This window comes from Paenibacillus woosongensis (genome assembly GCF_009725165.1).
Lineage (GTDB): Bacteria > Bacillota > Bacilli > Paenibacillales > Paenibacillaceae > Fontibacillus > Fontibacillus woosongensis.
This window is the reverse complement of record NZ_WNZW01000001.1, coordinates 606631-620260: the sequence shown is the minus strand read 5'-3', so window position 1 is coordinate 620260 and position 13630 is coordinate 606631. Positions and strand designations below refer to the sequence as shown.

8 protein-coding genes are annotated in these 13630 nt (G+C 50.0%); 2 read left to right on the top strand and 6 right to left on the bottom strand.

Translation table 11 applies throughout. The annotated features are described in order from the left end of the window. Positions 1-49: 49 nt before the first annotated feature. The 3 genes from GNP95_RS03005 to GNP95_RS02995 form a co-directional block, all read right to left on the bottom strand. Entirely contained in the window at positions 50-2125 is a 2076-nt protein-coding gene (locus GNP95_RS03005; RefSeq protein WP_155609399.1) for a glycosyl hydrolase family 18 protein, read from the bottom strand. 410 nt (positions 2126-2535) lie between these two features. Then, positions 2536-3042, bottom strand: coding sequence for an ankyrin repeat domain-containing protein (locus tag GNP95_RS03000; RefSeq protein ID WP_155610005.1), 507 nt, complete (start codon positions 3040-3042; stop codon positions 2536-2538). A gap of 90 nt (positions 3043-3132) precedes the next feature. Continuing rightward, the gene (locus tag GNP95_RS02995; protein ID WP_196427052.1) at positions 3133-3513 is read right to left on the bottom strand and encodes a MerR family transcriptional regulator; all 381 of its coding nucleotides are present in this window, start codon (positions 3511-3513) and stop codon (positions 3133-3135) included. Positions 3514-3638: 125 nt separating this feature from the next. On the opposite strand from GNP95_RS02995, the gene GNP95_RS02990 reads away from it, so the two are divergent. Continuing rightward, complete coding sequence (locus GNP95_RS02990) at positions 3639-4556, top strand: aldo/keto reductase (RefSeq protein WP_155609398.1); 918 nt, start codon at positions 3639-3641, stop codon at positions 4554-4556. 210 nt (positions 4557-4766) lie between these two features. Here the strand turns inward: GNP95_RS02990 and GNP95_RS02985 are convergent, their stop codons facing one another. The 3 genes from GNP95_RS02985 to GNP95_RS02975 all read right to left on the bottom strand — a co-directional run bounded on the left by GNP95_RS02985 (position 4767) and on the right by GNP95_RS02975 (position 12885). Next, positions 4767-5546, bottom strand: coding sequence for a class B sortase (locus GNP95_RS02985; protein WP_155609397.1), 780 nt, complete (start codon positions 5544-5546; stop codon positions 4767-4769). 19 nt (positions 5547-5565) lie between these two features. Further along, positions 5566-11868 carry a DUF7601 domain-containing protein gene (locus tag GNP95_RS02980; protein WP_155609396.1) on the bottom strand — a complete coding sequence of 2101 codons (6303 nt, stop codon included), beginning with the start codon at positions 11866-11868 and terminating at the stop codon, positions 5566-5568. A 417-nt stretch (positions 11869-12285) separates the two neighbouring features. Next, positions 12286-12885, bottom strand: coding sequence for a DUF2087 domain-containing protein (locus GNP95_RS02975; RefSeq protein WP_155609395.1), 600 nt, complete (start codon positions 12883-12885; stop codon positions 12286-12288). A gap of 189 nt (positions 12886-13074) precedes the next feature. Between GNP95_RS02975 and GNP95_RS25670 the strand changes: the two genes are divergently transcribed. After that, positions 13075-13581, top strand: coding sequence for a hypothetical protein (locus tag GNP95_RS25670; RefSeq protein ID WP_196427051.1), 507 nt, complete (start codon positions 13075-13077; stop codon positions 13579-13581). Positions 13582-13630 lie beyond the last annotated feature (49 nt).

Sequence of the window (13630 nt, the reverse complement as noted above, 5' to 3'; positions counted from 1 at the left end):
AAACAGCAGCCAAGAGCTCTGCTCCTGGGCTGCTGTTTTGAATTTTATTTTACAGCAAACCCCATAATGCCGGAACGTTTGCCGGTTCCCAGCCCGGCAGGGATGTGTGGGCTTGGATGCAATAGTATGTTTTGCCCTCGTATGTTACTTGGTCGTTAGCCATGTAGTTGATGTTTGGCGCCCAAGGAGCGATAGCGTTCCCGCCGTCTGCATCGGTCGTTGCTGTTACGGCAGCGCCATCCGATACATTGCCCGCGGCATCCCGGGCTTTGACCGAGAATGTATACGCCGTGTTCGGCGCAAGTCCGCTAATTGTGGCGCTCGTACCGGCTACGTTCAGCTCGTTCGAGCCGTAGCTGACCGTATAACCCGTCACGCCTACGTTATCGGTGGATGCGCTCCAGGACAGGGTAACGGTGTTCGCCGTCGTTCCGGTGACCTGAAGGTTCGCCGGTGCCGTTGGCGGTGTCGTATCGCCGGAAGCCGGGTCCGTCGTGACGGATAGTGGGCTGCTTGGGGCGGAGACGTTGCCTGCGGCATCCCGGGCTTTGACCGTGAATGTATACGCCGTGTTCGGCGCAAGTCCGCTGATTGTGGCATTCGTACCGGCTACGTTCAGCTCGTTCGAGCCGTAGCTGACCGTATAACCCGTAACACCTACGTTATCGGTCGATGCGCTCCAGGATAGGGTAACGCTGTTCGATGTCTTTCCAGTGACCTGAAGATTCGCCGGTGCCGTTGGCGGTGTCGTATCTGAACCGTTGCCAGGACCGCCTGCACCGATGGACAAATCGCTCGCCAGCTTGTTCAGGAGCGTCTTGTTCCGGTCGCCGCTGAACTCCCAGAACATAGCCCCGCCTAAGCCATTGCTCTTAATGAAGGCCGTTTTGTGGCCGAAGGATTCTACGTCGTCATAGGAAATATAAGTCCGGTTTGAAGGGTTGTACAGGTACGGCACTTTAGCCGTATCGTTCCAATGCCGCGTATACCCGTTTTTATTGATATACTTCGCTTCCAGGTCGCTAAAATCGAAGATCCCCGACTCCCATGTTCCATTCGATACGCCGGAGCAGCTTTGATACTGTCCGTTGCTGCCGGAGCCGCAATTGGCCCAGCCGCGGCCGTAGAACGGCATGCCCAGCACGATTTTGCTGGCTGGAACGCCCGCATTCAGATGGCCTTGTACGCCGGCGGCGGCATTAAATGTCGCTGCATCGGGCACTCCTGCGGCAGCAGCGGCAGGATCGTAGTATAGAGGAGCGTTATGCGCGCTAATGGTCTGCCAGCCTCCGTTGAAATCGTAGGTCATAATATTGATCCAGTCGACCACCGAGGCGATGCCGGCGAGATCGGTATTCTGTGCGAATGAAGGGCCTGCGCCTGAGGCGATCGTCAACAGATAGGTTTTGCCGTCTTGCGCACCGGCGGCGTTCAGCTTCTCGCGGACTTTTTGCAGCAGCAGTGTGTAGTTCTGCTTATCCTCGGGCCGGACGCTATTGCCGGACAGTCCGCCGCTAACCGGGTATTCCCAATCCAGATCCACGCCGTCAAACTGATATTTGCGCAGGAAATCGACCGCCGAGTTGGCGAAGGTTTCACGGGTTTGCGCGTTTGCCGCCACATCGGAGAAGCGGTTCGACCAGCTCCAGCCGCCGACGGATATAATTGTTTTCAGTCCGGGATTCTCCTGCTTCAGCTTGATCAGCTGGCCGATATTCCCTTTAATCGGTTTGTCCCAAGTATCGCCCGGGAAGGATTTCTGGGCATCGATCCAGGGATCGCCGAGTACGATCGTTCCGTTCGGAGCGTTGATCGTGCCAGCCTCGTCCTGACAGGACCATGTAACCGGGTTAGGTCCGGTAGGGTCCGGGTTTCCGTGAATGCCATTCCAGCAAATATCCGCGAACGCATAGTTGATATGCGTCACTTTGCTGGCATCAATGTCGGAGACGTTATAGTTTCTTCCATACGCCCCCCAGGATGGATAATATCCGATGATTTTATAATCCGAAGCCGCCTCAGCTTTTTGCCCCCCGTAAGCTAATGAGGAAAACACAGATAGAGTCACGACGACAGCCAGCAGCAGGATGCTGCTCTTTGAAAACAACAGTTTGCGTAGTGCCATTACTTAAATCCACCTCTTTGTCCCATAGTTTTGTAGTGCATGAAGATTGCAGGCAAATCTAAGAATCTATCACCCCCTTCATGAGATAATCAGCGGGAAACAGAAATAGAGAGTTGAACGGCCGTGATAAAGCGTTTTCAATACAAGGGATCAGAATACCGTGTCTATCAACTTAAGTTACCTATTATTGTAATTGATAGTTAGATTTGTATGAAGGGGGAGGTTTATGTGATCCGGGGGGAAAAATCTGCCATCTGTTAATAAAATAAAAGCTGCAAGCCAGAGCTGTTGTTATTGAGGGAAAAGCTTTAATTCCAGGAAAACTTGTACGGAGCGGTGAACCGTAACTAGCGATAAAGCGGGGATAGGCCATGAGAAGACGGGGTTAAAAAAAGAAGCTCTGTTATGAATCATAACAGAGCTCCATGTTCGCGAAGAAGCTCTGCCACAAGGTGATTCCCTTGTTTGATGGCAAGAGACAACGGGCTTTCGCCGTCTTTCGTCCGAGCATTGACGTCGGCACCGTGCTCGATCAATAACTCAATGATCTCTCGATTATCCTCGTGAAAAGCAGCGGTATGTAGACAAGTGTGGCCATTGCTGTCCAGCAGATCAGTTTTGGCATGACGGGCAAGCAGAAGGCGGATGACCTCCAGATTTCTTGCCCCTGCGATGGCAGCATGCAGAGCCGTGTTCGAGGGGATGTAAGAGATTGTGGAGCGGGACACCGCGTTCACATCAGCGTTGTGATCGAGCAGCGCCCGCACTGCTTCCCTCTGTCCGAAATGCGCTGCATATCCTAGCGGGGTGAGACCGTCGCTGTTAGCCGTATTCGCCAAATGAGGATGATTTTCCATGAGCTCCTCCAGCCTGGCTGCGTTGCCTGCCTGTACAGCATCAAAAAATTCATGGATCATGGATGAATCCAAGTCAATCGCCTCCTTTGCATAAAGATGGAAGACTAGTGTCCTTTTATTATTTCAGAGAGCTGGCTTTATTGCAACAGGTCACCGGCGAGCGTATTCTTCGTACTGCGCGCTGAAATGGTTGATTTTCATCGTTACTTTTTTCAGATGCTTCTGCATCGTTTGAATTTCATTCTCGACGTTCTTCTTGTGCTCGATCAATATTTCGCAGCGCTGCTTCAGGGTGCCACCGCCTTGCACGCTTAAATCAACGAACTCTTTGATCTGCTTAATGGGCATGCCCGTTTCCTTCAGACAGCAGATTAACCCGAGCCATTCCAAGTCGTCGTCGGTAAAGCGGCGTATGCCGCCTTCACTCCGTTTCACGAACGGCAGCAGCCCCTCTTTTTCATAATAACGCAGTGTGTGACTAGGTAAATTGGTTTTTTCCGATACTTGTTTAATGGAGTAGATCATCGCCATCTTATTTCTCTCCCGAATATAATTTGGTGTGCAGCTCTTGACTTGAAGTTAACTTTAAGCTTTAAGATTCTATTGTACAATACAAGCCGTTGATTCAAAAGGTCTAGACAAGGAGGATATGAATCATGAGAACGATGAAACTGGGAACCAGCAACCTGGAGGTACCGGTGATTGCTGTTGGCTGCATGCGCATCAATTCGCTGGAACAAGCCGAGGCGGAGAAATTTGTGCAGACGGCGCTTGAAGCTGGGGCGAATTTTTTTGACCATGCGGATATTTACGGCAGCGGCAAATGCGAGGAGATTTTTGCAGACGCGATCCATATGAATGACGATGTGCGCGAGAAAATCATTCTGCAGTCCAAATGCGGCATTCGCCAGGGCATGTTTGATTTCTCCAAAGAGCATATATTAAATTCGGTAGACGGTATTCTGAAAAGATTGAAAACCGATTATCTCGACGTGCTGCTGCTGCATCGTCCTGACGCTTTGGTGGAACCGGAGGAAGTAGCAGAGGCGTTCGACAAGCTGGAGAGCTCAGGCAAGGTGCGCCATTTCGGGGTCTCCAATCAAAATCCCATGCAGATCGAGCTGTTGAAGAAGCATGTGAAGCAGCCGCTGGTTGCGAATCAGTTGCAGCTGAGCATCACGAATGCTACGATGATTTCCAGCGGAATCAACGTGAACATGGAGAACGCAGCTGCGGTTAACCGTGACGGCAGCATTCTCGACTATTGCCGATTGCATGATATTACGATCCAGCCTTGGTCGCCGTTCCAATACGGATTTTTTGAAGGGGTTTTCCTCGGCAACGAGAAATTCCCTGAGCTGAACCGCAAAATCGATGAAATCGCCGCGAAATACGAGGTTTCCAACACGACGATCGCGATTGCATGGCTTCTCCGTCATCCGGCCAAAATGCAGCCGGTAACCGGTACAATGAATCTGGAGAGAATTCTGAACTGCTGTAAAGCCGCTGACATCACGCTGACGCGTGAAGAGTGGTATGAAATTTACCGCGCTGCGGGTAATGTGCTTCCTTAGTTCTTTCATAATCTTTTCTTCTATGCCCTTCTCCTAAGGGCATTTTTTTTCTTCTTCGTGTTAGTGAACCATGGACAAATCGTCCGCAAAATCACATTTCCAGCTTGGCTGCGATAAATGTTCACAGTGAAAGTCAAACCTAATCAAAAAAATCACGTCCTCCGGTGGAGAACGTGATATGAATTTGCTTGAACCCATAGTTCAAAAGCGTCATTTACGCTTTCGGGCGACCAACGCTAACCGGCCGTTATCGGTTGAGTACTCACAAGTAGACAAAACAAGCAGCTTGTCGCCATACCGGGCTGTTACGCCTGTGTCGTAAAGAGCTAGTTTTTTGATGTTCTGAACATATGAGTCGAACTCGGCGGGGGTTCCTGCCTTCTCAATCTGGTAGTACTTAAAAACGTCGTCCGATTTGCGATAGACCTGTGAGAGAAAAACTGCAACGATCTCATACTCTTCCTTCTCGTAAAGCGTACTAAACTCGAAAGTAGCATGCTCCTTATAATAGCTTTCTTTTTTGTACTTCATCAGGTCTGCAAACATCAGGCCGCTTTTCATATGGTGTCCATGAATCAGCAAAATGCCTGAATCGTTTACCCGGCTGGATGCGTCCAAAAAGAGGAGGCCGTTTTTGCTCTTCTTTTTATCGAAATCATGATTGAGATAGTATTGCGGATCCTGCGGGTTCTGCATGACCGGGTAATCAATACGGGTGCCGTCCATTTTCAGCCAACCGATAATGTCCGGGTTCCTCTCGTAGAGCTCTTGAAATCCGGGGAGCATGACTTGTCCGTGCGCTTTCGTGCTGAAAGGGGAGGGGGAGGCAGAGCCCCCGCCTGTGTCTGATCCGTTTTTCCAGACCTCTGCCAGCTCTTTCATTCGCTGCTGCGCCGCATAATCCCGCAAAAGAATTCGCGCAACAGAGAAGAGAGAGAAAATTAACAGAAGAGTGGAACAGGCGATAAGAACCTTTTTGATTTTGCTCATTTTCTTACCGCCTTTCCGGTTACTGAATGTGCTTTTTCTTCTTGCTGCTGGACAGACAGAACGCGATTACCATTAAGGACATCAGTGCCAAAGCCATATAGAAGAATGGCGATGTGCTATTATCCTCTGTTTTCGGAACATCGTCCAGTTCGTCATTGGCGTTACCGACTTTACTATTGCCGCTATCGGCCTCGCTGTAGCCGTTGTCGGCCTCGCTATTGCCGTTAGCGACCTCGGTGTTGCCGTTATCGGCTTCGCTGTAGCCGTTGTCAGCTTCGCTGTAGTCGTTGTCAGCTTCGCTGTAGCCGTTGTCAGCTTCGCTGTTGCTGTTGTCAGCTTCGCTGTAGCCGTTGTCGGCCTCGCTATTGCCGTTATCGGCGTCGCTGTTGCCATTGTCGGTTCCGCTGTTACCGCCACCGGAGCCGCCACCAGAGCCGCCACCGGAACGGATCGGCTTCATTGGCACGTCGTATTTTACAATGTCAAAATCGACAGAAATCGTATCGCTCCTGTGCGTCTCATATCCGTCCTTCGTTACGATCAGATAGTAATCCGCTTCAGGAAACACCATGTATGCATAGAAGCCATTTGCATCGCTATCCTGTTCCGGGCTCTCGTTATCGTGCGGCGGGAAATTCGGAACTGGAGGTAGCGTTACTTTCGTATCCGGAATGCGGCCGTTATCTCTATTCCGCTGTGTATCCGCATAATACAGAGTAACTTTGGCTCCTTCAATTTTCTTGCCAGTAATGGCATCTCCTGTCGTTTCATCATAAACCGTACCGTAAGGGTCGACCAATTCCTCGGAAATATTCAGCTCTCCGTCAGCTTTCACGTTCAGCTGCGTCACTTTGAAGAGCAGTTCCTCGCCGGTTTCAGCTTTATAGCGAACTTCCATGGTGTATTTCTGCTCGCTTAGCCCTTCCACGGAGAAGGTGCCGTTCGAAGCCATCGGAAACGCCTTGGGATGGCTGTTTTCCTTAATATAATTCCCGTCTTTGTCCTTCAAATAGATATACATATTGCTGGTAAACGAATCGTTGAACAGTTCTGTTGTTCCATCCAACTGCTTGAACAGAACGATCCCTACCGCCGTAATGTCCGCCGGAACGGTCTCGTCCGTCACGCTGCTGTCCACATTGGCCTTCTGCGTGAACTCGACAGGGACATCCATCCCGCCTACCTGGTACAGCTTCGTATACGTGATCGTATAGTCGGTATCCGCCTGGGCAGGGATTGAATATTCACCCTTATCATTCGTCCAAATCGTCTGCTGTTCGTTGGTCTTCTTGTTCGTCACGATGATTTTCGCATTCGGAATTTCTTGGCCTGTGTTGTTGTCACGCAGCACGCCTTCCAGATACGGACGGGTATTGACAAAGTGTGCTTCGGCCACTTGTTTCTCCGGAATAGCGCCTATGCGAACGAGACCTTCAGGATCCGTCACATAACCGTCCTTCGTATAATCATCTTGGGTCACCGTATATTCGAGATACGTCGGAAGTCCTTGCACAACGAACGTCTGACCATCTGTAAGCTCCAAGGTGTCTCCGCTCATGATCGTGCCCTTGCTGCCGTCCGATTTCTCATAGGAGTAGGATTCGTTCGCTCCCTCGCCTGTGAAGGTCACCGTATACTTGAACAGCTTTCTCTTGTCGCCGTCTTTGCCTTTAACCGTGTTGCTGATGAGCAGGCCGCCCTCCAAGACTCGCACGTTCGTGAATGGAGCCTCTTCATCTTTGCCCTCCATGGCTCCGGTGTGCTTGTCAGGGATGGTGGTCACGTATTCGTCGGCTGTGTAGTCCTTTTGAGTTACTGTGTATTTCAGATCCTTAGGCAGACCCAAAATCTCCAGTGCCTCTCCATGCTTGAGAGTGAAGGTACCGCCGGACTTGATTTCACCTTTGGCGCCGTCCGACTTCTCGTAAGAGTAGCTTCCATCCTTGCCTGTGCCGTCAAAGATCACCGTGTACTCGAACTCCTTCGTCTTATCGCCGCCGTTCCCCATGACCGTGTTGCTGATCGTCAGCTTGTTGACGGTCCGTTCATTGGTGAAGTCCGTTTCGCGATCGGCGCGCGCCATGACTCCCTCATCAGACAATTCCACAGGGATGGTCGCGTAGCCGTCGTTCTTGTAACCTTCCTGGGTGATCGTATACTTCAAATTCTCTGGAAGATCTTTGATTTTAAAGGTCTCATCATGCTTGAGCTCGAAGGTTTCGCCGGATTTGATCTTGCCGGTCGTGCCGTCTGAATGCTCGTAATCGTATTCTTGACCCTTTCCTGTACCGTCAAAGGTCACCGTGTACTTAAACGGCTTGTCCGGTTCTGCGCCGTCCCCCGTGACGGTATTGCTGACGATCAAATCGTTAACGTACCGCTCGTTGACGAAATCCGCCTTGTGGGTGCCTTTATTCGCGACCATGCCGGACAGCTCTCTCGTCTCCGGCATGGTCGTATAACCGTCAACGGTCGTATAATCGGCCTCGGTTACGGAATAGACCATACCCGCAGGCAGAGCCGGTAATACTACAGATTCCCCGTGCTTGAGGGTAATCTTGCCCCCGTTCTTGATCCTGCCAAACGTATTATCCTGCTTCTTATAGGTATACTCTCCGTCCTGGCCCTCGCCGGTGAAGGTCACGGTGTATTCAAAATCCTTGGAAGAATCGCTGCCGTTTCCTTCTACCTTATTGCTGATGGTCAGCTTGCCCTGGGCAGGAGTTGGCACAACCAGCGGATTATTCGTATCTACCTTTATGCCGTCTATCCAAATGGGCTTTCCTGGTGTATTTCCTACATATACCTGATACACATGGGTGATCGGCAGCCAAGTATTTGTGTCTATATAAGTTTCCTTTAGCTCATAATACCCCGGATCCCGGAAAAACAGATTAAGTTTCCCTCCGCTATCGGTTGTTCCTTTGGCGATTTGAGTTCCGTCGTCTTTCTTATACAGCGTAAACTCTACGTCTTCCAGCGGATTGTTATTAGGATCTACCTTTATCAGGGGCAGCAGGGCATTGGAGCTTGAACTGCCGGCCACGTCTGAATTGTCCAGCGTGCTTTCGCTTCTGGCACTGACTGATTTCAGCTTATCATCGCCAATCAGCTTGACCTCGTTGCCCATTTTATCTCCAGCTTTTGTTTTAGACGGGTCAACCTCTGATTGATACACAAACTGGTAAAACTTATTAGGGTCGTCCATTTTGAATTTTAGAACTGTGGTGCCTCCCGCGCCTGGTGCAGCTTCGATCTGAACTTCAGCATTCGGGTCGCTTAGATCCAGTGCTGCGCCGTCTCGTTCCAGAGCACCGCTAGCAGTCATTTTAGCTGGATAAACTGCCATACTAGGCGCTGTCAGCACAAGCTTTCCATTTACGTCATAGCGCAGATTCATACCTGCACCTAAGGTATCCTGCAAATAAACGCCCTGCTTCATGTTGAACGGCGGGGTATAGTTCACTGTCCATTCCAGCACCCCTGGAACTGGCTTGGTTACCGACTTGCCCAGGGTCTGAATAGGGACGATAACTTTGCGCTGTTCGGTGACGACCTTTTCCGCGCCGCCCCATGTCATATGCAGGTCGGCTTTATTATACAGAACCTGCCTGTCTGTGCCGATGGTAGTGTACTCCTCCAAATATTTCTCCAGCGCCGCATTGGAAGGTCTTGCTTTTACCAAAATGACATAAGGGCCTTCCAGCTCAGAGAATGTGAAGGTGCCTACGTTGCCGCTATGGGAGAAGCTCACCACATGAGCAGGGTCGTTCGGCTCGATGATTGACAAGGCGTTGTTTCGAACCCCATAGCCGGTGCCGCTGCCATTATCCGAATACCCCTTGTAAAGCTCATAGTCCTTTCCATTTGCAAAAGAAACGAATTCCCAGCCCTCCGGCAAGGTATCCACCAGCTTCACATTGGTGATAACCCGATTTCCGCCGTCTCTCGCCATTTCGACCGTGTTGTAGCCCGGCATATTGACGCTTAGACGGAAGGTGACGGCCTTGGTTGTACGGTCATACCCAGCCAAGGTGTATTCGTCGCCGCTTGATGTGCTGTCGTAACCGATATAGCGGCCAACGTCGTTCGGGGTATACCATGTGTCAGCCGTTCCGTCCTTCTTAATAGGATAGGATGCCGTAAGCATATCCTTATTCAGCATACGCAGGTGAAGGTTGATCTGATTTTCTGCCTGTTTTACGTTTTCACCGTCAAGAAGCAAAGCCCGGTTCCAGCGTGTTTTCCCTGCGTTAATATCTTGCCTGAAGAGGACATCCAGGTTGGTTTCGAGTGCACGGAAACTGAAGGATGTTGCTTTGTCGGTGCTGTATCCGGTCACCTTGATCAAATCGGCCACCACTTCACCGTTCACAGTTAAAGGAATAGCCTTCATGTCCAAGCCGGCTGCATTGGTCACACCTTTCAAAGTTCCATTCTGATACTTCTTCCAAAGCTGCGCAGAATTAACTTTTGCTTTGATTTTCGCAATCGTCTCCGCGCTCACCTCGCCGGTTTCATCCACAGCGTTGTCCAAGACGTTCAAATCCCCGCCATGCACCAGCACATCGTATACCGCGGCATTTGGCAGGGCGTACTGTGGCGTTAGATTGACGGTCCAGGTGATGCCGCCTAGGTTATAATCCGCCATCGAAATAGAGCCTGATTTAGTAAAAGTGTGCGCCCCAACGATAATTCTCGCCTCGTCGGTTACCGCATTTGGCCTATTACCGGTTTTAACATCATTGTTCTGTAAGGCGTTTCCGTTCGCGTCCTTGGTCTCCAAATCCCAGTTGGCGCGTGGTACATTGGTGAAGTCGTCTCCGCTTATAATTTTGGACTTAATCACCAGCTGGACGCGCCCATTAATATCCCCGAAGGAGTAAACGCCGTTTGCATCCGGAGTAATCGACTTTGAACCAGATGTAATACCGTCTTCCCATGTCTGATATGTTGCTGACATGAACTCGAGGCCTGTGGGCAGCACATCTGTGATGGTAAAGTTTTTTAGTCCCTTCTTGTTGTACTTACTATTGACATCGGTGGTCCATGTGATGATTTGATTCTCGTGGTCCAGCGAGCCTGCGGTCTGAATCCAGTCTGGGGCAAAGGAAATCTCTTGACCTGCACTCACTAAAAGAGTATCATCACTCTGTTTTAATCTCACTATGCCGTTCATGTCCCGATGGCTACGACCAAGATTCCCCGGTGGATTCTTGTACTCGTAATAGTAAGCTTCCTTTGGAATCCACGTCTTAAACTCAACCTTCGGATCTAAACCGGTACCCGTCGGGAAAATGTAGCTCAGCTTACCGTCGATGTCGATATCCGGATTTACCGCTATATCGTTCACCTTGAAGGAACCAGGCATATAGATACCGCGGACATTACCATTGCTAGTATTATAAGATGCGGGGTCTGTAAAAAACTTCATCCCGTCGAGAGGCAGCTTGATTGTAGTATCAAACTTATCGAAAGCAGATACCGTTGATTGCCAAGTAATCGCACCCTCAACAAATTGCTCGTGTTGAATTCCGCGATAGCCATACTGATCCCACCTGATCATTCCCGGCGAAGCCAATGTGATGCTGTATGCGGGCGTGACATCTGGGTTTTTCAGCTGGTAAGCTCCCCCGAAAATAGAGATAGGCTTTGACTCGCCATACACTAAGCCTGCTACATCCGAATTAGCGGTGGTTTCAAAGCCAAAAGTAACATCTCGTCCAATACCATTGAAAAACCAATCGTCACCATTAAACACAATCTTGATGCTATTCGGGGTGAAATAGGCAATACCGAGCTGTTTCGCCCCAAATTCAGTTGTTGCCATCAAGGTTTTGGTTGCTGTTGGCAGCACCACTTCCTTGAAGTAGTCATCCCTTTTTAGTTCGATCCAGTCGCCTTTCTGAATGTATAGGTCTGGATTCGCGTTAGTCGGATCAGCGTCATCACCATTCACTGGCACCTTGAGACTTTCCGACTTGAGCGTGAATTGCTGTCTGCCCTGGATGGTGCCGCCGGGAGCAACAGCTTGGTTATTCTGCACCACCTCCAGCGGAAAAGGGTCGTTCACTCCCATGAACATCGCCGATTTGTCCGTTGGACCAGCCATTAAGGCCATCGGGAAGGCGGGCTGCAGCGCAACTGGCTCATCGTACACCGCATCAGTTACCGACGGCGAGCCGTCCACGCTGACTGTTGCCGGCCCAGAATCGCCTAGCGCGCTCTGCGCGTATGCTGGAGCAGAGAACGTTTGTAAAATAAGCATAAGCGCTAGGCAGAAAGACAGCAGAGATTTGCTTACACTCCGTTTTTGTTTCATTCCTAGAATCTCCTCCATTTCCGAAGTCTTGTCGACAGCAATATCGTCTGCAGTGTACAAACGAATAGTCAAATGCTATTTGCTTGACCCCAGCGGCCCTTACCATCTTCGAAATCTTGCGGAGTTCTAGATGACCGAGCAAGCTCGGGGTGTGCAGGCGGTTGATCAATACTTAGTAACTCCCCCCTCTCCGTCGACCATCTTCGCTATAAAAAAACAGAATACGCCAAGTTTACACAGCGTATCCGTGCATTTTACTAACACGATCTAGACAAGAACTACACAAGAGCTTTACAAAAACTATACAACCACGAATTGAAGCCGAAAAGGAAACGGCCCTGAGTAAGATGCTCAGAGCTGTTTCCTTAAATTATTATTCCGAATACAAGCTAACATCACACCGCATTGTATTCATATTCACGAAAGCTTCTCCCACTTCGCCCACATCTCCTGCGGGTTCAGCTCATAAATATCGTTCTCCCTGAACATAAACTGATGCATAATGAACTCCCGGCGGATCGTTGCAAAGTCCTCGTGATAGTTCTTGATGAACGCATTGATTTCCGGCTCGCTGTACTTGCGGCCAAGCTCCAGCCGGGATACCAGCTGCTCGAGTACGATCAGCTTCTTCTTTAGCTGGGCAGGAATGCTCTTCAACTTGCCCTCGGCGGTAAAAAAGTTCTTGATGACGGATTCTCTAATCCGCTGCTGCTGTTCATCCAGCATGTCTGTTCCTCCTTCGGACGCCCGGTAAATGAGATTGATGGTGGCGTCGGCGTTATTTTTCAGAAAATAGTGGTTCAGCGAGAAAAAGATCGTATTCTTATCCCTGCGCTCGTTAATCAAGCTCGCCTCCCGCAGCTTTGCAGCATGGTGTGTAATGGTTGCCGGGGTTACGCCCAGCTTCCTGGCCAATTCCTGGCCGTTTCGTTCACCGTCTCCGAGCAGGATCAATATTCGGATTCGGGTCGGATCGGCAAGCGCTTTATGGTAGGCCACGACCTTATCTAATTGCAATAGTAAGACACCTCCATACACGATTTAATGATTATCTAATTAGATATATGTTAAATTACATTTTAATGATACATTAGGGCAATGTCAATTCTTTTTTCCTGAAGAAAAAGGATTTTCAACTGCTTTGTCGAATCAAACATAGTTCTTTAAACCTACATACATTATAGTCAGAAAGGAGTTGCTAGAGGAGTGCAGCCAAACCACAGAACTCCGCTTCAGCCATCGCGTGGATCAGGATCAGGAGGCAGTCAGGCGCAGGATCGCAGAATGGCCGGCAATCCATCCGGTACAGCGGGAGGCTCCATGAACAGAGCAAGCGGAAGCCAAGCGGCAGTAGGCCAAGTGCAGGGGAAGGGGAAGAAGGGCGGCAAGAAGAAGCAGCCTGTTGACCGGCTGGGGCAAGCCGTCGTATCGCTCATTTTCGGCATTTTCGGGATGTTGTTATTCCTATTGTCCTGCATCAAGCTGAACATGGATTCACAGTATTCGTATACGACTTCGCCAGGCACGATGTTCACCATTGTCCTTGCTTATATCGTTAATACCGTCGGTTTTATCTTGGGAATTCGGGCCAGACGTTCGACCAAAGGCCGAGGGACGGCGATTGCGGGGATTACGCTGACAGCGCTGCCGTTCGTGCTGATGACGCTGTTCATTGGCGGGGCGATTATATTGACTTTTCTTTTATTAAGGTAAAAGAAGAGAGGGGGCCCGTCCATTAAAATGGATGGGGCATTTAGAAAAG

Excerpts from the sequence above, each read along its gene's own strand:
- GNP95_RS02995 (WP_196427052.1), bottom strand. The coding sequence starts at position 3,513 with ATGGCGATGATCTACTCCATTAAACAAGTATCGGAAAAAACCAATTTA.
- GNP95_RS02990 (WP_155609398.1), top strand. The coding sequence starts at position 3,639 with ATGAGAACGATGAAACTGGGAACCAGCAACCTGGAGGTACCGGTGATT.
- GNP95_RS03000 (WP_155610005.1), bottom strand. The coding sequence starts at position 3,042 with ATGATCCATGAATTTTTTGATGCTGTACAGGCAGGCAACGCAGCCAGG.
- GNP95_RS02985 (WP_155609397.1), bottom strand. The coding sequence starts at position 5,546 with ATGAGCAAAATCAAAAAGGTTCTTATCGCCTGTTCCACTCTTCTGTTA.
- GNP95_RS03005 (WP_155609399.1), bottom strand. The coding sequence starts at position 2,125 with ATGGCACTACGCAAACTGTTGTTTTCAAAGAGCAGCATCCTGCTGCTG.
- GNP95_RS02980 (WP_155609396.1), bottom strand. The coding sequence starts at position 11,868 with ATGAAACAAAAACGGAGTGTAAGCAAATCTCTGCTGTCTTTCTGCCTA.